The sequence below is a fragment of the Embleya sp. NPDC127516 genome (assembly GCF_044765325.1).
Lineage (GTDB): Bacteria > Actinomycetota > Actinomycetes > Streptomycetales > Streptomycetaceae > Embleya.
Window position 1 is genome coordinate 25103 of sequence record NZ_JBIWJT010000003.1, and the last position, 20476, is coordinate 45578.

The 20476-nt window shown below is 71.5% G+C and carries 20 protein-coding genes; 10 read left to right on the top strand and 10 right to left on the bottom strand.

Going from position 1 to position 20476, the window contains the following annotated elements; all coding sequences use genetic code 11:
* Positions 1-113 precede the first annotated feature (113 nt).
* The gene (gene purN, locus ACIRL2_RS05335; RefSeq protein ID WP_395869952.1) at positions 114-758 is read left to right on the top strand and encodes a phosphoribosylglycinamide formyltransferase; all 645 of its coding nucleotides are present in this window, start codon (positions 114-116) and stop codon (positions 756-758) included.
* A complete protein-coding gene (gene purH / locus ACIRL2_RS05340) occupies positions 755-2344 on the top strand; it encodes a bifunctional phosphoribosylaminoimidazolecarboxamide formyltransferase/IMP cyclohydrolase (protein WP_395869949.1) in 1590 nt (529 codons plus the stop codon). Before purN ends, purH begins: the two co-directional genes overlap by 4 nt.
* A gap of 102 nt (positions 2345-2446) precedes the next feature.
* On the opposite strand, the gene ACIRL2_RS05345 is transcribed toward purH, so the two are convergent.
* The gene (locus ACIRL2_RS05345; protein WP_402230328.1) at positions 2447-3088 is read right to left on the bottom strand and encodes an RDD family protein; all 642 of its coding nucleotides are present in this window, start codon (positions 3086-3088) and stop codon (positions 2447-2449) included.
* 236 nt (positions 3089-3324) lie between these two features.
* Here ACIRL2_RS05345 and ACIRL2_RS05350 point away from each other — a divergent pair, with 236 nt between their 5' ends.
* The 3 genes from ACIRL2_RS05350 (at position 3325) to ACIRL2_RS05360 (ending at position 6864) form a co-directional block, all read left to right on the top strand.
* Complete coding sequence (locus ACIRL2_RS05350) at positions 3325-5514, top strand: FUSC family protein (RefSeq protein ID WP_395869945.1); 2190 nt, start codon at positions 3325-3327, stop codon at positions 5512-5514.
* A complete protein-coding gene (locus ACIRL2_RS05355) occupies positions 5511-6368 on the top strand; it encodes a bifunctional methylenetetrahydrofolate dehydrogenase/methenyltetrahydrofolate cyclohydrolase (RefSeq protein ID WP_395869944.1) in 858 nt (285 codons plus the stop codon). The genes ACIRL2_RS05350 and ACIRL2_RS05355 overlap by 4 nt, the downstream gene beginning before the upstream one ends.
* A 115-nt stretch (positions 6369-6483) precedes the next feature.
* On the top strand, positions 6484-6864 hold the full coding sequence (locus ACIRL2_RS05360) for a DUF3017 domain-containing protein (RefSeq protein WP_395869943.1): 381 nt from the start codon (positions 6484-6486) through the stop codon (positions 6862-6864).
* A 129-nt stretch (positions 6865-6993) separates the two neighbouring features.
* Here the strand turns inward: ACIRL2_RS05360 and ACIRL2_RS05365 are convergent, their stop codons facing one another.
* Entirely contained in the window at positions 6994-8367 is a 1374-nt protein-coding gene (locus ACIRL2_RS05365) for a glutamine synthetase (protein ID WP_402230330.1), read from the bottom strand.
* 231 nt (positions 8368-8598) lie between these two features.
* Between ACIRL2_RS05365 and ACIRL2_RS05370 the strand changes: the two genes are divergently transcribed.
* A complete protein-coding gene (locus ACIRL2_RS05370; protein WP_395869939.1) occupies positions 8599-9588 on the top strand; it encodes a malate dehydrogenase in 990 nt (329 codons plus the stop codon).
* Here the strand turns inward: ACIRL2_RS05370 and ACIRL2_RS05375 are convergent.
* From ACIRL2_RS05375 to ACIRL2_RS05385, 3 genes are read right to left on the bottom strand one after another with little or no spacing between them, the layout of a single operon-like run.
* The gene (locus ACIRL2_RS05375) at positions 9500-9949 is read right to left on the bottom strand and encodes an Lrp/AsnC family transcriptional regulator (RefSeq protein WP_402230331.1); all 450 of its coding nucleotides are present in this window, start codon (positions 9947-9949) and stop codon (positions 9500-9502) included. The two genes, ACIRL2_RS05370 and ACIRL2_RS05375, sit on opposite strands and share 89 nt — an antisense overlap.
* On the bottom strand, positions 9838-10113 hold the full coding sequence (locus tag ACIRL2_RS05380; RefSeq protein ID WP_395869936.1) for an Lrp/AsnC family transcriptional regulator: 276 nt from the start codon (positions 10111-10113) through the stop codon (positions 9838-9840). Before ACIRL2_RS05380 ends, ACIRL2_RS05375 begins: the two co-directional genes overlap by 112 nt.
* A gap of 28 nt (positions 10114-10141) precedes the next feature.
* Positions 10142-11185, bottom strand: coding sequence for an ADP-ribosylglycohydrolase family protein (locus ACIRL2_RS05385; protein ID WP_395869934.1), 1044 nt, complete (start codon positions 11183-11185; stop codon positions 10142-10144).
* Positions 11186-11334: 149 nt separating this feature from the next.
* On the opposite strand from ACIRL2_RS05385, the gene ACIRL2_RS05390 reads away from it, so the two are divergent.
* Positions 11335-11829: a MarR family winged helix-turn-helix transcriptional regulator gene (locus ACIRL2_RS05390; protein WP_395869932.1), complete on the top strand. Its 495-nt coding sequence runs from the start codon at positions 11335-11337 to the stop codon at positions 11827-11829.
* 728 nt (positions 11830-12557) lie between these two features.
* On the opposite strand, the gene ACIRL2_RS05395 is transcribed toward ACIRL2_RS05390, so the two are convergent.
* Positions 12558-13817 (bottom strand): cytochrome P450, encoded by a 1260-nt coding sequence (locus tag ACIRL2_RS05395; protein ID WP_402230333.1) that lies wholly within the window; start codon positions 13815-13817, stop codon positions 12558-12560.
* Complete coding sequence (locus ACIRL2_RS05400) at positions 13814-14047, bottom strand: SCO4848 family membrane protein (RefSeq protein ID WP_402230335.1); 234 nt, start codon at positions 14045-14047, stop codon at positions 13814-13816. The genes ACIRL2_RS05395 and ACIRL2_RS05400 overlap by 4 nt, the downstream gene beginning before the upstream one ends.
* Before the next feature lie 236 nt (positions 14048-14283).
* Here ACIRL2_RS05400 and ACIRL2_RS05405 point away from each other — a divergent pair, with 236 nt between their 5' ends.
* Entirely contained in the window at positions 14284-15366 is a 1083-nt protein-coding gene (locus tag ACIRL2_RS05405; RefSeq protein ID WP_395869926.1) for a D-alanyl-D-alanine carboxypeptidase family protein, read from the top strand.
* A 98-nt stretch (positions 15367-15464) separates the two neighbouring features.
* On the opposite strand, the gene ACIRL2_RS05410 is transcribed toward ACIRL2_RS05405, so the two are convergent.
* From ACIRL2_RS05410 to trpS, 3 genes are all read right to left on the bottom strand, one after another.
* On the bottom strand, positions 15465-16472 hold the full coding sequence (locus ACIRL2_RS05410; RefSeq protein WP_402230337.1) for a YihY/virulence factor BrkB family protein: 1008 nt from the start codon (positions 16470-16472) through the stop codon (positions 15465-15467).
* A 75-nt stretch (positions 16473-16547) separates the two neighbouring features.
* A complete protein-coding gene (locus tag ACIRL2_RS05415; protein ID WP_391585317.1) occupies positions 16548-17090 on the bottom strand; it encodes a 2'-5' RNA ligase family protein in 543 nt (180 codons plus the stop codon).
* 10 nt (positions 17091-17100) lie between these two features.
* Positions 17101-18129, bottom strand: a complete 1029-nt coding sequence (trpS, locus tag ACIRL2_RS05420; RefSeq protein WP_402230339.1) for a tryptophan--tRNA ligase — start codon at positions 18127-18129, stop codon at positions 17101-17103.
* A 595-nt stretch (positions 18130-18724) separates the two neighbouring features.
* On the opposite strand from trpS, the gene ACIRL2_RS05425 reads away from it, so the two are divergent.
* Both ACIRL2_RS05425 and rocD read left to right on the top strand, forming a co-directional pair.
* A complete protein-coding gene (locus ACIRL2_RS05425) occupies positions 18725-18970 on the top strand; it encodes a hypothetical protein (protein ID WP_402230341.1) in 246 nt (81 codons plus the stop codon).
* 158 nt (positions 18971-19128) lie between these two features.
* Complete coding sequence (gene rocD, locus ACIRL2_RS05430) at positions 19129-20397, top strand: ornithine--oxo-acid transaminase (RefSeq protein ID WP_395869919.1); 1269 nt, start codon at positions 19129-19131, stop codon at positions 20395-20397.
* Positions 20398-20476 lie beyond the last annotated feature (79 nt).

Below are 20476 nucleotides of genomic sequence, written 5' to 3' on the forward strand. Positions count from 1 at the left end.
GTGTTCCCGCCTCTTGTCGGGGAACGCCCGCCGGCCCCGTACGAGATCCCGGCGAGAGCCCGAATCCATGTGGTGCCTCTCCCGCCCTTCCTTCCGGAAAGAGCCTGAAAGCAGTGGCCGTTCACGCCCCGCGCACCCCCGGGCCGGCCCGGCTCGTCGTCCTCGTATCCGGCTCCGGCACCAACCTCCAGGCCCTGCTCGACGCGTGCGCGGATCCCGCGTACGGCGCGAGTGTGGTGGCCGTGGGCGCCGACCGTGACGGCATCGCGGGGCTGACCCGGGCCGAGCGGGCGGGCGTGCCCACCTTCGTCGAACGCGTCGCCGATCACTCGGACCGGGCAAGCTGGGACGCCGCGCTGGCCGACGCGGTCGCCGGGTACGAACCCGATCTGGTGGTGTCGGCCGGCTTCATGAAGATCCTGGGCCCGCGCTTCCTGGCCCGCTTCGAGGGACGCACCCTCAACACCCACCCCGCACTGTTGCCCTCGTTCCCCGGCGCGCACGGCGTCCGGGACGCGCTCGCGTACGGCGCCAAGGTGACCGGTTGCACGGTCCACCTCGTGGACGCCGGCGTGGACACCGGGCCGATCATCGCTCAGGGCGTCGTCACGGTCGAGGACGGCGATCACGCCGACGGCGGCGACGCGTTGCACGAGCGCATCAAGACTGTCGAGCGCACCCTGCTCGTCGAGGTCGTGGGCCGGCTGGCCCGCGAGGGCTACCGCATCGAAGGAAGAAAGGTCCGGATCCCCGCATGACTTCCGCCGCCCCCACCCCCACTCCCGCCACCGAGGACGAGGCTCGCCGCCCGATCCGTCGCGCGTTGATCAGCGTGTACGACAAGAGCGGCCTGGAGGAACTGGCCCAGGGCCTGCACGCGGCCGGCGTCGAGCTGGTCTCCACCGGCTCCACCGCCGGGCGGATCGCCGCCTCGGGCGTGCCGGTGACCAAGGTCGAGGAACTGACCGGTTTCCCGGAATGTCTGGACGGCCGGGTCAAGACGCTGCACCCGCGCGTGCACGCCGGCATCCTGGCCGACCTGCGCCTGGAGTCGCACCGGGCGCAGCTCGAGGAATTGGACGTACGGCCGTTCGACCTGGTCGTGGTCAACCTGTACCCGTTCACGCAGACCGTCGAGTCGGGCGCGACCCCGGACGAGTGCGTCGAGCAGATCGACATCGGCGGCCCGTCGATGGTCCGCGCCGCGGCCAAGAACCACCCCTCCGTCGCGGTGGTGACCAGCCCGGACCGCTACGCCGACGTGCTGGCCGCGCTCGAGGCGGGCGGCTTCGACCTGGCGCAGCGCAAGCGGCTCGCGGGCGAGGCGTTCGGGCACACCGCCGCCTACGACGTCGCGGTCGCCTCCTGGTTCTCGAACAGCTACGCGCCGGCCGACGAGGAGAGCTTCCCGGCCTTCCTCGGCTCGGTCCGCCGCCGGGAGAACGTGCTCCGCTACGGCGAGAACCCGCACCAGGCGGCGGCCCTGTACGTGGACGGCACCGGCGGCCTCGCGGGCGCCGAGCAGTTCCACGGCAAGGAGATGTCCTACAACAACTACATGGACACCGACGCGGCCCGGCGTGCCGCGTACGACCACGAGCAGCCGTGCGTGGCGATCATCAAGCACGCCAACCCGTGCGGGATCGCGATCGGCGCGGACGTCGCCGAGGCGCACCGCAGGGCGCACGCGAGCGACCCGGTGTCCGCCTACGGCGGCGTGATCGCGGTCAACCGACCGGTGAGCGTCGCGATGGCCGAGCAGGTGGCGGGGATCTTCACCGAGGTGATCGTCGCGCCGGACTACGAGGACGGCGCGGTCGAGGTGCTCGCCCGCAAGAAGAACATCCGGGTGCTGCGCGCCCCCGAGGCGCCGCGTACGCCCGCCGAGTTCCGCCAGATCGACGGCGGCCTGCTGTTGCAGAACGCGGACCGCTACCAGGCGCCCGGCGACGACGCCGCCGCCTGGACGCTGGCCACCGGCGAGCCCGCCGACGCCGAGACGCTGCGCGACCTGGTGTTCGCCTGGCGCGCGGTGCGCTCGGTCAAGTCCAACGCGATCCTGCTCGCGTCCGGCGGCGCGACCGTGGGCGTGGGCATGGGCCAGGTGAACCGGGTCGACTCGGCCAAGCTGGCGGTCACGCGCGCGGGCGAGCGGGCGGCCGGTTCGGTCGCCGCGTCCGACGCGTTCTTCCCGTTCGCCGACGGCCTGGAGGTGCTGATCGCGGGCGGTGTGCGCGCGGTGGTCCAGCCCGGTGGGTCGGTTCGCGACGAAGAGGTGGTCGAGGCGGCACGTACGGCCGGGATCACCATGTACCTCACCGGGACCCGGCACTTCTTCCACTGATTCCACCGCTCGATCGCGTCCCGGGTGACCGGGGCGCGGTGAAGGCCCGCGAGGCGCGACCCCGGTCGGGGTCGCGCCTCGCGCGTGTGCTGAGGGTGGTGCTCAGACCTTGACCACGACCGTCGAGCAGACCTTGTCCGCGAACGTCTGCTTCTTGTCGTCCCACAGCGGCCACAGCCAGCCCAGGAAGCACGCGATCGTGTCCAGGAAGTGGGCGAGACCGCGAACGAACGCCATACCGAAGCCGGTCGGCATCCCGTCGCTCTCACGCAGCACCTTGATGCCCACGGCGCGCTTGCCGATGGTCTGCCCGGTCTTGCCCTGGCGGTACAACTGCCAGAGTTGGAAGGCCAGCGAGATCAGGCCGCCGATGACGATCAGGAGGACCGGACCGGCACCGCCGTCGTACTCGGTCGTCTCGCTGCCGTCGAGGTTCTCGGTGACCGTGGTCTTGTCCATGAACCAGATGTAGCCGCCGATATAAGGTATCGAGACCGGCAAGGCGACGAGCGCGTCGACCAGCAGCCCGCCTGCCCGACGGCCCCAGCTCGCGCACCACTCGCCGATGTTCGGCGGCGGGCCGTAGCCGGCGGGTGGACCGTAACCGGGCTGGCCGTAGCTCGGCTGGCCATAGCCCGGCTGGCCGTAGCTCGGCTGGCCGTAGCCGGGCTGACCGTAGCCCTGGCCTTGGCCCTCGGCACCGTAGCCGGACGGCGGGCCGTACGGACCCGGAGGTTGGGACATGCGGAACTCTCCCCTGAGAACGCGCGTACACGCGATACGCGGCGCCGATGGTTCCGGGTTTCGTCGACACGCGAACGCCGAAACGGGCCGCGATGTCGCCCCCACCGCCCGGAGCCTGTTGGAGGCGGCACCCTACACCTCGACGGTTGGCGCGCGGAAGGTCCGCGGCGGCTGCCGTGACCGGGGTCATGGTGGGGGACTTGGCATTCCGTGCGAAAGGTGCGTTGCATAGGAGGATGCAGGATCAGGCGACACCCGGACCCCAGCCGAAACGCGCACCACTCGCGTTGCCGCCGGGGCCCTCGGCGACCTCGTCCGATCCGCCGACGCTGCCGCCGTTCCCGGCGGTGCACCCGCCCGAGCTGGGTCCGCAGAACCAGATCAAGCCGCTGGTCACACTCACCGGCAAGGGCTTCACCTGGGCGTCCGGGGCACGCGCCGCACTCGGCGTGGGCATCCCGTTCGCGATCGTCACCGCGACCCTTGGCCTGGGCTACGCCACCTTCGCCGCGCTCGGCGGCTACACCGTCCTGTACGCGGCCAAGGAGCCGTACGCGCGCCGGGCGATCACCCTCGCGCTGGTGGGTCTGGGGCTGGCCCTGTCGCTGACCCTGGGCTCGCTCGCGGCCGGCACCGCGTTTTTGTACGTCCCGGTGATCACCCTGGTCGCCACCGTCGCCACCTTCCTGTGCGGCGCGTTGCAGGTGGAACGCCCGGGCGGCTACATGTTCACCCTGGTCTGCGCGATGGGCGCGTTTTTGCCGCACCAACCCGACATGGTCCCCGAACGGGCCGCGCTGGTGCTCGCGGGCGCGGCCGGCGCGTGGCTGGTGTCGATGTCCGGCTGGCTGGTGCGCCCGCGCCACCCCGAGCACATGGCGCTCGCGGCCTGTTTCGAGGCGCTCGCCGACTTCTTCGCCGCGATCGGCGACCAGCCCAGCGACGCCGCCCGACACCGCGCGTCCGAGACGGTGCACAGCGCGTGGGTGACCGTGTTGCGCGCGGACACCAAGCGCAACCGGCGTACCGGCGAGGCACGTCGGCTGCGGGTGTTGTGTCGGCGGGCGCTCGACCTGTTCCAGGCCGCGCAACTGCTCGCCGTCGAGCGCACCCGGCCGCTGCCGCCGGAGATCCCGGACACCGTGCGCGCGCTGGCCGGCGCGGTCGGCCGGCCCAAACTGGTCCCGGTCATGCCCGCGGTGCTCGCCGACACCGAGACCGCCGCCGAACGCCTCCTGCGCACGGTGCTCAAGGCCGCCGCCGAGGCGGCCGGCCGACCGGCGGTCAAGGAGGGCGAGATCATCCCCGGTCGGCGGCCCACCGCCGGCGAGCGCATGCGCGCCGCGTTCGACCGCGCGTCGCTGGTCCCGCCGACCGCGCTGCGCACCGGGCTCGGGGTCGGTTCGGCGACGCTGGCCGCCGCGCTGTTGCCGGTGGTGCACCCGGTGTGGGTGGCCATCGCGGCCGGTGCCGCGCTCCAGGGCGGCAATGTCGTGCTCGACTTCGGCCGTGTGTTGCAACGGGCGATCGGCACGCTGGTGGGCGTGGCGGTGATCGCGCTGTTCTTCCACGACCTGATGCCCAACCAGTGGCTGGTGGTGATCGCGGTCGCGCTGCTGTTCGGCGCGACGCAGACGGTGATCGCCCGCAACCTCGCCGTGGCCGCCGCGTGCGTGACCCCCGTCGGCCTCTTCCTGGCCGCCGCCGGCCAACCCGGCGCGCACGTGGGCGATCTGGCCGCCACGCGCCTGATCGACACCGTGCTGGGCCTGGCCGTCGGTCTGACCGCGAGCCTGGTGTTGTGGCCGCGCGCGTCCGCGACCCGACTGCCGCGCCAACTGGGCCGGACCATCCGCGCCGAGGGGCTGCTGCTGCGGGCCACGGTCACCGGGCAGATCGTGGACGATCGCGCGTGGGGCAGCACCCGCCGGGCGGCCCGCCGCGAACTGCTCGACCTGTGGAGCGTGTACGAGGCGGCACTGGGCGAGTTCACCGGCCGCCGACTGGACGCCGAACGGCTGTGGCCCGCGATCGTGACCGCCCAGCGGCTCGGCTACCGGCTGATGACCGCGCCCGAGACCTATCGCAGCACACCGCCCGAACCCATTCCCGAGGACGACCTGGCCCGCCTGGACGCCTATCTCAACGAACTGGCGTCGGCCGCCGAGGAGCGCCGTCCCCCGACGCCGCCCGAACTGCCGGACCTGTGGGGGCATCCGGTGCCGCGCCAACACCTCAAGCGGCTGGCCCAGGCGATCGCCCGGGCGAACGAGCCGGTGCCGACGTGGCAACTGCCCGAGTTCGTCCAGCAGCGCATCCTGGCCCCGCCGGCACGCCTTCTGCACGGGGCCCGCCGCGCGGCCGGCTCGGATACGGGACAATCTCAACGACCGGCCCGGAACCGTGGACCAGGAGACAGAACTTGAAGGCGCAGATCCTCGACGGCAAGGCCACCGCCACCGCCATCAAAGCCGAACTGGCCGTACGGGCCGAGGCCCTGAAGGCCCGAGGCATCACGCCGGGTCTGGGCACCGTGCTCGTGGGCGACGACCCCGGCAGCCACTCGTACGTGCGCGGCAAGCACCGCGACTGTGCCCAGGTGGGCATCGCGAGCATCCAGCGCAACCTGCCCGCGGACGCGACGCAGGAACAGGTCGAGGACGTGGTGCGCGAGCTCAACGCGGACCCGGCCTGTACCGGCTACATCGTCCAGCTCCCGCTGCCCAAGCACCTGGACGCCAACCGGGTCCTGGAGCTGATGGACCCGGACAAGGACGCCGACGGCCTGCACCCGATGAACCTGGGCCGGCTGGTGCTGGGTCAGGAGGCGCCGCTGCCGTGCACCCCGCGCGGCATCGTCGAACTGCTCCGCCGGCACGACATCCAGATCAACGGCGCCGAGGTGTGCGTGATCGGCCGAGGCGTCACCGTCGGCCGCCCGATCGGCCTGCTGCTCACCCGCCGCACCGAGAACGCCACGGTGACCCTGTGCCACACGGGCACCAAGGAACTGCCGTTCCACGTGCTCCAGGCGGACATCGTCATCGCCGCGGCAGGGGTGCCCGGACTGATCAGCGGCGACATGGTCAAGCCCGGCGCGGTGCTGCTCGACGTGGGCATCACCCGTACCGAGCAGGGCCTGGTCGGCGACGTGCACCCGGAGGCGTACGAGAAGGCCGCTTGGGTCGCCCCGATGCCCGGCGGGGTGGGTCCGATGACCCGCGCGATGTTGCTCACCAACGTCATCGAGGCCGCCGAGCGGCAGGTCACCAGCCTGTGATCGGACCGTGCCGGACCCGGGGCGGGGGCCGCGCGGGCACGGGCCCGCGGCGCGCGCCCGTCGCACCCGGGTCCGGCGCGGATCCGCTGCCGGCGAGATGAGAGAGGTGGGACCTGTGGCAACCGCTCGGGGGCGACGCAAGGACGGCAGGAGGAAGGAGCCGGGTACCTACCCGCCGGAGGGCGGTGCCTCGCCGGCCGGACCGGGGCCGTTGCGGGAGTGGCCCGCGATGGTGGTCTTCGGCTGCCTGCTCGCCGCGCTGCTGACCGCCGCGCTGAACGGCTTCCGGATCGCCGCGATCCTGATCGCCGGCACCTTCCTGATCGCGGCGATACTGCGGCTGTTCGTCTCCGACGTGGGCGTGCTCGCGGTCCGCAGCCGGTTCACGGACGTGGGCGTGCTGCTGTTCTTCGGCGTCGCGGTGCTGCTGCTCGGGCTGAGCATCCCCGATCCGCTCGTCGACCTGCCGTGGGTGCCCAAGCGCACCGGCTCCTAGGGGTGTCCTCGATGCCCTCGGCGTGCTCGGTCGCCCGACGGGGGATCGGGGACGCGTCCCGGGCACCGTCGGCGTCCGGCGGCGCGTCGAGGGGTCGGCTCCCGGATGTGCCGGTGGGCGGCGGGGCGGTCAGTACAGCAGGCGTGCGTCGGCCGCGATCTCGCTCGGGGTCATCCCGGCCGAGCGGGCGATCTCGGCGCGGCGGACCGCCGTGATCGCGTCGAACAGGGTCTCGCCGAGCGCCTCGCGCAGTACCGCGCTCGCCTCCAGCGCCGCCAGCGCGGCGGCCGGCGACTCCGGCAGACGGGGCACGCCGGCGACGGCCGACGGGTTGCCCGCCACCTCCACCGGCAGCCGCAGCTCGTCCTCGATGCCGGCCAGTCCGGCCGCGATCACCGTACCCACCACCAGGTAGGGATTGGCCGTCGCGTCGAAGCACTTGAGTTCGGCGTTCGCGGCGTGTTGCCGTTCGCCCGCCATCCCGGTGATCAGCCGCAGCGCCGCCTCCCGGTTCTCCAGGCCCCAGCAGCGGTACGCGCCCGCCCAGCGGTCCGGGACCAGACGCAGGTGGCCGGCCGCGCCCGGGGCGCCGATCGCCAGCAGCGCGGGCAACTCGCGCAGCACCCCGGCCAGGAACGCCTCGCCCTCGCGGGTCAGCCCCCGTGGTCCCTCGCCGCCGTGGCACAGGTTCACCCCGTCGCGCCACGGCGAGAAGTGCAGGTGCGCGCCGTTGCCGACCTCGCCGGGCAGCACGCACGGCGCGAAGGAGACCGCGTGTCCGTGCCGGGCGGCGACCGCGCGGATCGTCTCGCGCACCAGCACCGTGGTGTCCGCCGCGCCGACCGGGTCCTCCGGAGCGACGGAGACCTCCAACTGGCCCGCCGCGTACTCCGGATGCACCTGCAACACGCTCACGTCCTGGGCGGCGAGCGCGCGGATCAGCTCGCGCAGTTGATCGGATACCCGAACCATCCGGGTCATCCCGTACGCGGCCTTGTGGAACGCGGGGACGAAGGAGCCGTCCGGGGCCTCGGTGCCGGTGATCCACTCGACCTCGAAGCCCATCCGCAGCGACAACCCGCGCAGCCCGGCACGCGCGGTCATCCGCCGGGCGAAGGCACGTTGGCAGCCCGGGTAGGGCACGCCGTCCTGGGTGTACCGGTCACCCGGCGCCCAGGCCCAGCCCGGCTGCGCGGCCAGCGGGCGCAGCGCCGCCAGGTCGGGGATCAGCCGCAGATCGCCGGCCGGGCCGCCGACCAGCGAGCCGGCGGTGATCGAGTCGTCGGCGAGGAAGACGTCGAACACGGGGGAGAAGCCCACACCGTGCGTGGCGACCGCGTCCAGGCGCGAGTACGGGATCGCCTTGACCCGGGTGATGCCGGCGTTGTCGACCCAGCCGAGCACGACCGCGTCGATCGTCTCGAGCGCGGCGGGCCGCACCGGCGGCTCGAGTCGGCCGGGGGTGGGCACACAGGTCGTCTCGGGGAGGTCCGACAGGTGCATGTGGTCACCCTCCGGGTGTGGGCGGCTGCGCGGAGTCACGAACCTATCCGCCGGCTCCGCGGAAACGAAAACCGGGCGGTGCAATAGGCTTCGGGGCGAACCTCACACCCGGGGTTGGCCGAGCCGCCCCGGGGCGGGAGTAATGTGGCGGCGAAAAGTATCTCGATGCCGAGCTACCGGCGGACTGCCATCGGCGTCGGATCCCGCCGCAGCAGAGGAGACCCGCGCGCAATGTCCCGTACCCCCGTCAACGTCACCGTCACGGGCGCGGCCGGTCAGATCGGCTACGCGTTGCTGTTCCGCATCGCCTCCGGTCACCTGCTCGGTCCCGAAACCCCGGTGCGCCTGCGCCTTCTGGAGATTCCGCAGGCGGTCAAGGCCGCCGAGGGCACCGCGATGGAGCTCGACGACTGTGCGTTCCCGCTGCTTGCCGGGATCGACATCTTCGACAACCCGACCGACGGCTTCGCGGGTGCGAACGTGGCCCTGCTCGTCGGTGCCCGCCCGCGCACCGCGGGCATGGAGCGCGGCGACCTGCTGGCCGCCAACGGCGGCATCTTCAAGCCGCAGGGCGAGGCGATCAACGCCGGTGCCGCGTCCGACATCAAGGTGCTCGTGGTCGGCAACCCGGCCAACACCAACGCGCTGATCGCGCAGCAGCACGCGCCGGACGTACCGGCCGAGCGCTTCACCGCGATGACCCGCCTGGACCACAACCGCGCGCTGACCCAGCTCGCGAAGAAGACCGGCGTCGCGGTCACCGACATCGCGAAGCTGACCATCTGGGGCAACCACTCGGCCACCCAGTACCCGGACGTCTTCCACGCGCAGATCGCGGGCAAGAACGCCGCCGAGGTGGTCGACGACCAGACCTGGCTCGCGGACACCTTCATCCCGACCGTCGCCAAGCGCGGCGCGGCGATCATCGAGGCGCGCGGCGCGTCCTCGGCGGCGTCCGCGGCGAACGCGGCGATCGACCACGTGCACACCTGGGTCAACGGCACCGCCGACGGCGACTGGACCTCGATGGGTGTCGTCTCGGACGGTTCCTACGACGTGCCCGAGGGCCTCATCTCGTCCTTCCCGGTGGTCTGCAAGGACGGCAAGTGGGAGATCGTCCAGGGCCTGGACATCAACGAGTTCTCCCGCGGCCGGATCGACGCCTCGGTGCGGGAGCTGGCCGAGGAGCGCGACGCGGTGCGCGAGCTGGGCCTGATCTGAACCCGAGCCGAATCCGGGCCGGGAGCCGTTCGCCGATTTCGGACGGGGCCTGGTCGGTGGTGACCAAGGGCGGGCCGAGCGGCCCGCCCTTGGTGTGTTCCGGGAGCCTGCCGAGCACGATCGTGCTGCGGGTGTCGAGCACCAGGGGTTCGTCCCGGAGCCGGTCCGACACCTCCTCCGGGTGCCGTACGTCGGTCGCGGTGGTCCGCGACACCGCGTCCATGTCGCCGGCCACGCTGTCCGCGCCGATCACCTCGGGATGCCGGCGCAGACAGGCGAGCAACTGCGCGGGAGAGGTGCGCGGCGCGCAGGAGATCCGCACGAGCGCCTCGGTGGTCCGGCCCAACGCGTGCGGATCCACCCGGCGTGGAAGCCGCGGATCACGCCGGCCTCGCGCAGTCGGTCCACCCGCCGCTCGACCGCGGGCGCCCAGAGGCCGACCTCGGCCCCGATCCCGGCGAAGCTCGCCCGGGCGTCGCGGACGTGGTGAGCCACGATCTGCTTGTCCAGGCCGTCCGGTCGCACGCCTCCATCGTGACCCCGAACGGCGAGGTTACGGGCGGGTTTGCTCGTGCCGCCCGATTCGACCGGGTTGCTGCCCGGCTCCGAACGGTTCGGCCGGCGCCGCGACCGGGAGCGGCCCGGGGCGGTAGCGGTTCCGTGGCAGTACGCCGCCGGTGTCGACCCAGGTCGGGAGCGGTTCGCGGGCGGCGAGCCAGCTGTCGGGGATGCCGCGCAGGCCCGTGCGCGACGCGACCACGCCGGCCGTGATCGCGCACGTGGTGTCCACGTCGCCCATGCCCCGTGCGGTGTCCCACAGGGCGTCCTCGAGCGCGTCGAGCCGGCGTGCCGCCGTCCACAGCGCGAACGGGACCGTGTCGGGCGCGCTCATCCGGGAGCCGTTGCCCAGCACGCTCACCGCGTGCGGGACCGAGGACGTGGCCGGCAATCGGGACGCGGTCCGAATCCCCGAGGCCACGTCGCCCTCCGGCGTGTGCCCGGCCACCTCGGTCAGGAACTCGACCGGATCCGGGGCCGGTTCGTCCCGCCCCCGGGTCGCCAGCGCCGCCGCGATCGCCACCGCGATCGCGCCCGCCGCCGCCTCCGGGTGGGCGTGCGTGGTCGCGGCCGAGCGCTCGGCCTCGGCCGCGACGTGGGCGAGTCCCGCGTCCGCGTGCCAGGCGCCCAACGGCGCGACCCGCATCGCGGTGCCGTTGCCCCACGAGCCCTGGCCCTCGAATTGACGGCGCGTCACCTCGCGCCACGGTTCACCCTCGCGGATCGCGCGCAGCACGCCGTGCATCGAGGCGCCGTAGCCGCGATGCGGGTCGGCCTCGTACGACGCGGCGAAGTGCGCGGCCAGCGCGTCCTGATCCACGTCGTCGCACAGGTGCAGGATGCGCAGCACGGACAGCGCCATCGCGGTGTCGTCCGTCCACTGCCAGAACGCGGCATCCGGCGCGATCCGGCGCGCCTGACGTTCGGTCGGGTCGGGGTGCCTGCGCCTGAGGACGAACCACTGTTCGCCGAAGGCGTCGCCCAGAGCCAGGCCATGCAGTGCACGTGCCGCGTCGGCGACGCGTCGGGTACGGTCCATACGCTCAGCCTGTCAGCCGGTCCCGAGCCGGACCAGGCATTTCCGGCGCGCCCGAAGCCGCTCGCTTCCGGGAGAAAGGTGTCGGATATTGCTCAGTCTTATCTCGATATCAAGAGGCTTGGCGTCGAACGACTCGCTAGAATGAGTTCATGAAAGACGAGGTCGATCGGCTTGTCGCGGCGTGGAAGCGGGAGCGCCCGGACCTCGACGTCGAACCCCTCGAAGTACTGAGCCGGGTCACCCGACTGGCGCGCCACCTGGACCGCGCCCGGCGTACCGCGTTCTCCGCGCGCGACCTCGAACCGTGGGAGTTCGACGTGCTCTCCGCGCTGCGTCGCGACGGTGCGCCGTATCAGCTCTCGCCCGGCCAATTGCTCACCCAGACCCTGGTGACCTCCGGGACGATGACCAATCGCATCGACCGCCTCGCCGCCAAGGGGCTGGTGTTGCGGCTGCCCGATCCCGACGATCGGCGCGGCGTGCTGGTCCGGCTGACCGACGACGGCCGCGATCGCGTCGACGCGGCGATGGCCGAGCTGCTCGACCAGGAGCGGGCCATCCTGGCCGGCCTGACGATCGAGCAACAGGCGGTCCTGGCCGGGCTTTTGCGTTCCCTTGTCGCGCCGTTCGACAACCACGCCTGAAACAAACCTCTTTGACCATTTCGTAGCCTTGATTCACTCTTAGTGATCAAATGTGTCAAGGACCCGTTGTGTGTCGGGAACGGCTCCCTGTAGACAAGTCCCTGTTGGGAAGCGGACCGCAAGGGTCCGCCTCGGGGAACAGGAGCAGGGCATGACGTCCATCATTCGCCCGGTCGGCGGAACGCGTCGCGAGCGGCGTTCGGCGTACGACCGGACCGACCGACCCACTCCCGCCGAACTCGCCGCACTGACCGGGCACGACTAGCCCCGGTCGACCGGGGCTCGGGCCGGGGGGTCGGCTCGGGGATCGGACTCGGGTTCGGGCCGGGGGGTTCGGGCTCGGGGGTCGGAGGAGCCGGGAGGGGTTTCGTCAGGGGGAGCGACTCCGCACCCGATCCGTGAAGGCGTCTTGGGGAAGTAACGCCGGAGTGGGTCGGAACGCGGTTGTCGAGGAGTGACACGCCGGGGGGCGTGGGGGGTGCAGGGCACAGCGCGAACGCGGGGGACACAGGGGAAATGGGGCGGGGAACCGGGGCGGGGACGACCGGGGCGGAAAAGTGGGAGGGAAACCGGGCGGGGAAGCGCACGCAGGGGGCGATTCGGGGAGAAAGGCAGCCGGGATCACGCACGACGGCGGGCCGGTGGATGACGATCCACCGGCCCGCCGTCGACGTCGTCCATACCCGCGGCGGAGGCCATGGCGACTACGTCTTCGCATGCCTGTCCGACTACGCCTCCGGCGTGAACGTCACCGGCAGCCGTTGCAGCCCGCGCATGATCAGCCCACCCCGCCACCGCAGTTCGTCCTTCGGCAGCGCGAGTCGCACGTCCGGCAGCCGATCCAGCAACGTGCCGATCGCGATCCGGCCTTCGAGCCGGGCCAGCGGCGCGCCGATGCAGTAGTGGATGCCGTGCCCGAACGCGAGGTGCTGGTTGTCCGCGCGTGCCGGATCGAGCAGATCGGGCTCGGCGAACCGGCGCGGGTCCCGGTCGGCCGCCGCGAGTACGACGAGCACCGGTTCGCCCGCCGGGATCAGCGTCCCGCCGATCTCCACCTCGGTGGTGCTGAAGCGCCACGTGGCCACCTCGACCGGCCCGTCGTAGCGCAGCAGTTCCTCGACGGTGGGCGCGAGCAGCGTGGGGTCGGCCCGTACCGCGAGTCGCTCGGCGTCATGCGTGAGCAGCGTCAGCAGGCCGTTGCCGATCAGGTTGACCGTGGTCTCGAAGCCGGCGAAGAGCAGGATGAAGGCCATCGCGGCGGCCTCGTCCTCGGTCAGGTGTTCGCCGTGGTCGCTCGCCCGGATCAACCCCGAGATCAGGTCGTCGTCCGCGTCGGTGAGCGTCGCGCGCTTGCGATGGATCAACTCGGCGAGGTAGGTACGCATGTGCCGTACCGCCCGGGCCACCCCGCCGCGCGGCCCGGAGCCGTGCCGGATCATCATCCCGGCCCAGGTCCGGAAGTCCGCCTGGTCCTCCTCGGGCACTCCGAGCAGGTCGCAGATCGCGTAGATCGGCAGCGGGAACGCGAAGTCGTGGATCAGGTCCGCCTCGCCGGTCCGGGCGAAGTCGTCGAGCAGCCGGTCCGTCAGGGCCTGGATCCGAGGCCGGAAATCCTCGGCCCGACGCGGCGTGAACGCCTTGGACACCAGTCGGCGCAGCCGGGTGTGGTCCGGCGGGTCGAGGTTGAGCAGGTGCGCGCCGACGCCCGAGCGCTGTTCGCCGGGCACCCCGACCTTGCCCTGCTTCCAGGCCGCCTCCGAGTGTCGGGGGTCCTTGCTCAGGCGCTGGTCGGCGAGGGCCTGCTTGGCGTCCGCGTACCGGGTGACCAACCAGGCCTCGACCCCGCTGGGCAGCGTGGTGCGATGCACGGGCGCGTACTCGCGCAGGTGCGCGTACGCCGGGTACGGGTCGGCGATGAACTCCCGGGAGAACAACTCGGGTCCGGCCGGCACCGCGTGCGCCGGGCAGCCCGTGGGGTCGTCGGTCACGGCTGCGGGCTCCGCACCGCGCGCAGGCCCTTGATACCGAGCCAACCGATCGCGTTGCCCGCCACGAACGAGACGATCGTCAGGGCCAGGTGGATCAGGAAGAACGCGGTCGCGCCGTCGTTCCAGGACCGGTCGTCCGCCCAGATGTTCTTGAGGAAGTTCGGCCACAGGATCCAACTCCAGATCCCGAACAACACCAGACAGGTGGAAACACCTCGGCCGATCCTCAACGTGAAGCACCCGTTCCTCGGTCAAAACCTCAGCAAATTTGTCCCGGTTCAGTATGCGGCGGCGCGGTCGACGGACCGCAGCCGGGGGCCGCCAGTACGCTCATCACATGTCTGATTGGTTCCGGGCTTCTCGGAAGCCGGCCGTGTTCTGCGCTGCCGCGCTCGTTTTCACGTTGGGTCTTGTCCCGGCCGCTCGGGCCGCCGGGCCCACCCCGGAACCACAACCGCCGTCACCGATGTCCGATCTCGGCGGCCCGAGGCTGGCCCAGCCGGGCGTACAGAGCGACCTGCCGCCGGGCGCACCCCCGTTGCCCGCCGTCGAGGGCTGGGCGTGGGTGGTCGCGGACGCGGACAGCGGCAAGATCCTGGCGGCGAAGAACCCGCACTGGAAACTGCCGCCGGCCAGCACGCTCAAGATGTTGTTCGCCGACACCGTGCTGCCCAAGATCGACCGCAACACCACCTACCAGGTGACGCCCGCCGACCTGCGCAACCTCGGCGAGGGCAGCAGCCTGGTCGGGATAAAGGAGAACGAGACCTACAAGGTCGAGGACCTGTGGCGCGGCGTGTTCCTGCGTTCGGGCAACGACGCGGTGCGCGTGTTGTGCGCGATGAACGGCGGCGTGCCCGCGACGGTGCAGCAGATGAACGAGCGGGCCAAGCAACTCCAGGCGGGCGACACCAATGTGGTCTCGCCGGACGGCTACGACGCACCCGGGCAGGTCTCCAGCGCGTACGACCTCGCGCTGTTCGCCCGCGAGGGGCTCAAGAACAACGACTTCCGCTCCTACGCGAGCACCAGGGTCGCCGACTTCCCGGGCGTGGCGGGGGCCAAGTTCCAGATCCAGAACACCAATACGATGCTCGGCCAGTATCCCGGCATGATCGGCGTCAAGAACGGCTACACCACCAACGCCGGCAACACGTTCGTCGGCGGTGCGCAGCGCGGTGGGAAAACCCTGCTGGTGAGCCTCATGCACGTCGAGGGCAAGGGGAAGACCTACGAGGACACCGGCAAGTTGCTCGACTGGGGCTTCGCCGCGCTGGCCCAGGCGAAGCCGATCGGCGCGCTGGTCGACCCGTTGTCGAGTCCGGGCGACAAGGGTGACAAGAAGGACAAGGGCTCGAAGCCGACCGATGCCAAGGCGGGCGATGCCAAGACCACGCAGGCGGCGTCCTCGTCGGACGACGGCGGATTCGCCTGGGGGCTGTGGGCGGGCATAGGGGTGCCGGCGGCCCTCGTGCTGGGCGGCGGCGTTTTGTTCGCCCTTCGGCGGCGCGAGGGGGACTCGGGCGTTCGGTTCGAGAATTTGCCGTAGGTGTCGGTGGGCTCGGATCGGCCTCGAACGCCGGCCCGGCTGATGGTGCTCGACCCGGGACGGGTGGCCCCGAGCGTCGGCCGGGCCGGGCGGTGGGTTCAGGGGCGCTTTCGGGTGAAGCGCTCCAGCAGGATGCCGAGTGCGGCGGTGCCGGCGATCGCGAGCCCGTAGGTGCGGGCCGGGTGCGCGTGCTTCCCGCCGTAGCGGGTCAGTTCCAACGGCGGTTCGGCCGCGGCCTTCTCGGCGGCGGCCTCGGCGTTCTCCTCGACCTCCGCGGCCTCTTGCGCGTTGGCCGTCCACGCCGCGCAGAACAGCAGCAGCCGGGTCACGAAGTAGATCCACAGGAGCAGCGCGACCGGCACCCCGAACGCTCCGTACGCGCTCTTGCCCGCGACGCCCGCGATGTACGAGGACACCAGCAGCTTCAACAGTTCGAAGCCGATCGCGCCGATCAGCGCGCCCTTGAGCGCGACCGACCGGCCCATGGTCAGCCGGGGCATGCCGACCAGCAGGTACACGAACAGCACCACACTCGCGCCGACCGCGACCGCGAACGCGGCGATCTGGAGCAGGATCCGGCCGACCGGCTGGTGTTCGAGCCCGATCGAGTCGGAGACCTCCCGGATCACGATGGTCGCGAACGTGGACGCGCCCACCGACAGCGCGAGTGCCAGCCCCAAACCGATCAGCACACCCACGTCGGCGATCTTGCGCACGACCGCGTTGCCGGGTTCCTCGTCCATGTCCCAGAGCGCCCGGATGGACGAGCGGGTCGCGTCCACCCACCCGGTCCCCGACACGAGCAGCACCGCGCCGCCGATCGCCCCGACCGCGCCGGCGTTGCGCACCAGTGCGTCCAGGTCGAGCTTGTCCGCGATGCCGGGGATCTGCTCGGAGATCTTGTTCTGCATGCGCTGGACCTGGGACGGGTCGAGCGCGGCGGCCACCACCGCCGCCGCCAGCGTGATCAGCGGGAACAGCGACAGGAACCCGTAGTAGGTCACCGCCGCGGCCAGCCGATTGCCCTGCCGATCGCCATAACGCGAATACGCCCGCCAGGTGGGGCCGATGACCGGGATCCGGCCGAGTCGTTCCTTGATCGCCACGGCTGACTGCTGCCCAACCGACGCCCGGCCCACACGCGACTCCACTCTGTGACGTCCCGCGTGGCCGAGACGGCGTCACACGGGCAGGGGTCCTGGCAACGATTGGCCGAACGCGAAGTCACGTTGCGGGCGCCACACCCCGTCGGCGCCGTGCTCGTACAGGCTGAAGCCCCAGATCGGGAAGACCGCGTCGTAGTCGACGAGTTCCGCGAAGGCCAGGTCGAGCATATGGTCCGGCAGGTGGTGCGCGACGGTCACGTGCGGGTGGTACGGGAAGTGCAACTCGCGTTCCAGCGGCCCGGACCGCACCGCCGCCTCGATCCGCTCGCACTCCGGGATGCCGCGCGCGACCTGCACGAACACCACCGGCGAGGTGGGTCGGAACGTACCGGTGCTGCGCAGGTGTATGTCGAACGGGGCCTCGCCGGCGGCGACCGCGCGTAGATGTTCCTCGACCTCGGCCATCGCCTCGTCGGCCACCTCGGTGGGCGGCAGGAGGGTCACGTGGGTCGGGATGGCGTTCGCCAGCGGATCTCCGAACCCGGCGCGGCGAGCCTGGAGCTCACTGCCGTAGGGCTCGGGGATCGCGATCGATACCCCGATGGTGCGCTTCGCCATGTGTTGCGCCTCAGACTCCCATCCGGCCGGTCACCGGAGGCAGGAAGCCGACACGGTCGTAGGTTTTGGCCAGCGTCTCGGACGCCACCGCGCGGGCCTTCTCCGCACCTCGCGCGAGCAGCACGTCCAACTCGCCCGGGTCGTCCAGGTACGTGCGCACACGCTCCTGGAAGGGCGTCACGAACTCGACGAGCACCTCGGCCACCTCCTTCTTCAGGTCGCCGTAGCCCCTGCCCGCGAATCGCTCCTCCAACGCGGCGATCGCGGTGCCGGACAGCGCCGAGTGGATGGTGAGCAGGTTGGACACGCCCGGCTTGTCGGTCTCGTCGAAGCGCACCTCGGTGCCGGTGTCGGTGACCGCGCTGCGGATCTTCTTGGCGCTGACCTTGGGGTCGTCGAGCAGATTGACGATGCCCTTGGGCGCCGAGGCCGACTTGCTCATCTTGATCGTCGGGTCCTGGAGGTCGACGATCTTGGCCGTTTCCTTGACGATGAACGGCTTGGGGATGACATACGTCTCCCCGAAGGTCGTGTTGAAGCGCTGCGCGACGTCGCGGGTCAGCTCCAGGTGCTGGCGCTGGTCCTCGCCGACCGGGACCGCGTCCGCCTGGTAGAGCAGGATGTCCGCGACCTGGAGCACCGGGTAGGTGAACAGGCCGACCGTGGTGCGGTCGTTGCCCTGCTTCGCGGACTTGTCCTTGAACTGGGTCATCCGCGCGGCCTCGCCGAAGCCGGTCACGCAGTTCATGATCCAGGCGAGCTGCGCGTGCTCGGGCACGTGGCTCTGCACGAACAGCGTGCAGCGCTCGGCGTCGAGGCCGGCCGCGAGCAGTTGTGCGGCCGAGACCCGGGTGCGCTCGCGCAACTCCTTCGGGTCCTGCGGAACCGTGATCGCGTGCAGGTCGACCACGCAGTAGAAGGCATCGTGGCTGTCCTGGAGCGGCACCCACTGGCGGATCGCACCCAGGTAGTTGCCCAGGTGGAACGAATCCGCGGTGGGCTGGATTCCGGACAGAACACGGGGACGCGTCGATGCCATGACGTCATTCTCTCAGGCGCGTGAGGCGGATCCGGTCAGGGGAGCCACGCGACCCCCGCGCCGGGCGCACAACAAAGCGCACGGGCGCCCCGGGAAACACGCAACGATCGTGCGGGGGTGGACAACACAGGCGCCTTTACTCGCCCTTCGGGCGCGACCTAGGCTGTGCAGGGCCGATACAGAGGGTCGTCGACCGCACATCCACGGTGACGATCGGTGCGGCTCTCGGCCTGCCGCCAAGCACCGGCCTGCCGTCCTGCACGGCTACACCAACGGCACGGCACATCGACGTGGGTCGCGGAGATCCCGCGCCCACGTGTGCCGCCGCCGTCCGCGAGAAGGGGATATCGCGTGCGCCTCACCTCGTGCTGCGGTCGATCGGACCGTTCCGTCCTGCGGTCCGAGCGCATCCGGAGTCGAGCGGAGCCGACTGCCCCGGCAGCGCCGCCGAGGGTTCGTCGCGCCGCGCGCCGCGGAGCTGCGGCACTGCGTGATGTGCCCGCCGGTGTTCTTGGACGCACGCACGGGCGCGGGGGCGGTTCGGGGCTCGGAGGCGCCCTCGGGCACCGAGGCGCTTCGGGGGTCGCGGGAGCTCGTGGGCGCGTCGGAGGTGATCGCGTCGGACGCATGGGTGCCCGCGGGTGAGACCGGGTTCGCGGCGCGGACCACGACCGCGATGGGTCGGTGGGAGCGGTTGCGCGGGACGCTGATCGCGCTGGGGCATCGGGTCAGCCTGGTCGCGGGTCGGGGATTCCGTACGGTCGAACTGGACATGTCGGCATTCGCGGCCCATGGGGCGAGCGTGCGCAGTTGCGTGCCGGAGTTGCGCGCCGGCCGTTGATCACCCGTGCTCGCGGGGTATTCCGTATGTACCTGCCCGGGCATGTTTTCCACATCTTGCGGTCGTTGCGTGATTTCTTCGTCTTCGTACCGTTCTTCGTCGTCGTATCGAGCCCCCACCGTTTCGCGTACCGATCTCCACCGTTGCGAAAGGACGTCATGAGCACGCAGCACTCGCCCGTCCCCACCTCCGAGAACAAGGCCGGTGTCGGCCGCCCGGTCGGCCCCGGGGCCGAGAGCACTCGACTGATCGAGCTGGCCGCGGACTTCAGCGCGCACAACTACCACCCGTTGCCGATCGTGATCGCCGAGGCGCACGGTGCGTGGATGACCGATGTCGAGGGGCGGCGCTACCTGGACATGCTGGCCGGGTATTCCGCGCTCAACTTCGGACACGGCAACGCGCGGCTGATCGACGCGGCCAAGCGGCAGTTGGATCGGGTCACGCTCACCAGCCGGGCGTTTCACAACGACCGGTTCGCCCCGTTCTGCGAGCAGCTCGCGCAGCTTGCCGGCATGGAGATGGTGCTGGTGATGAACACCGGCGCGGAGGCGGTCGAGACCGCGGTCAAGACCGCGCGCAAGTGGGGTTACGAGGTCAAGGGCGTACCGGACGGGCAGGCCAGGATCGTCGTCGCGGCCGGCAACTTCCACGGCCGCACCACCACGATCGTGAGCTTCTCCACGGACGAGGAGGCACGCCGGCACTTCGGCCCGTACACCCCGGGCTTCGACGTGGTGCCCTACGGCGACGCGCAGGCGCTGCGCGCGGCGATCACCGAGGACACGGTGGCGGTGCTGATCGAGCCGATCCAGGGCGAGGCGGGCGTGCTGGTCCCGCCGCCCGGCTACCTGGCCGAGGTGCGGCGGGTCACCCGGGAGCGCGACGTGCTGTTCATCGCGGACGAGATCCAGTCCGGCCTCGGGCGCACCGGCCGCACCTTCGCGTGCGAGCACGAGGGTGTGGTGCCGGACATGTACGTCCTGGGCAAGGCGCTCGGCGGCGGCATCGTGCCGATCTCGGCCGTGGTGTCCTCGCGCGCGGTGCTCGGGGTCTTCGCGCCGGGCGAGCACGGGTCGACCTTCGGCGGGAATCCGCTGGCCTGCGCGGTGGGCCTGGAGGTGCTGGAGATCCTGCGCTCGGGCGAGTTCCAGCAGCGCTCCGCCGACCTCGGCGACCATCTGCACCGCGAACTCGGCGCGTTGCTCGGCCACTCGGTGGTCGCCGTGCGCGGTCGCGGCCTGTGGGCGGGCGTCGACATCGACCCGGCCTTCGGCACCGCACACGAGGTCTCCGAGGCCCTGATGGCCCGGGGGGTGCTGGTCAAGGACACCCACGGCCAGACGATCCGCGTCGCCCCGCCCCTGGTCATCTCCAAGGACGACCTGGAGTGGTCCCTGGACCAACTGAGGGCGGTGCTGGGCTAGCCCGGGGCTCGGGTGGGGACGGTCGCGCAGTCGAGGCATTCGCGGCCGTCCGTCCCACGAACGCGGTCGTCTCGGGACG

Coding starts and splice junctions, on each gene's coding strand:
- ACIRL2_RS05415 (WP_391585317.1), bottom strand. CDS start 17,090: ATGGCGAAGCGCACCATCGGGGTATCGATCGCGATCCCCGAGCCCTAC.
- ACIRL2_RS05345 (WP_402230328.1), bottom strand. CDS start 3,088: ATGTCCCAACCTCCGGGTCCGTACGGCCCGCCGTCCGGCTACGGTGCC.
- rocD (WP_395869919.1), top strand. CDS start 19,129: ATGAGCACGCAGCACTCGCCCGTCCCCACCTCCGAGAACAAGGCCGGT.
- purH (WP_395869949.1), top strand. CDS start 755: ATGACTTCCGCCGCCCCCACCCCCACTCCCGCCACCGAGGACGAGGCT.
- ACIRL2_RS05350 (WP_395869945.1), top strand. CDS start 3,325: ATGCAGGATCAGGCGACACCCGGACCCCAGCCGAAACGCGCACCACTC.
- ACIRL2_RS05365 (WP_402230330.1), bottom strand. CDS start 8,367: ATGCACCTGTCGGACCTCCCCGAGACGACCTGTGTGCCCACCCCCGGC.
- trpS (WP_402230339.1), bottom strand. CDS start 18,129: ATGGCATCGACGCGTCCCCGTGTTCTGTCCGGAATCCAGCCCACCGCG.
- ACIRL2_RS05390 (WP_395869932.1), top strand. CDS start 11,335: ATGAAAGACGAGGTCGATCGGCTTGTCGCGGCGTGGAAGCGGGAGCGC.
- ACIRL2_RS05370 (WP_395869939.1), top strand. CDS start 8,599: ATGTCCCGTACCCCCGTCAACGTCACCGTCACGGGCGCGGCCGGTCAG.
- ACIRL2_RS05385 (WP_395869934.1), bottom strand. CDS start 11,185: ATGGACCGTACCCGACGCGTCGCCGACGCGGCACGTGCACTGCATGGC.
- ACIRL2_RS05405 (WP_395869926.1), top strand. CDS start 14,284: ATGTCCGATCTCGGCGGCCCGAGGCTGGCCCAGCCGGGCGTACAGAGC.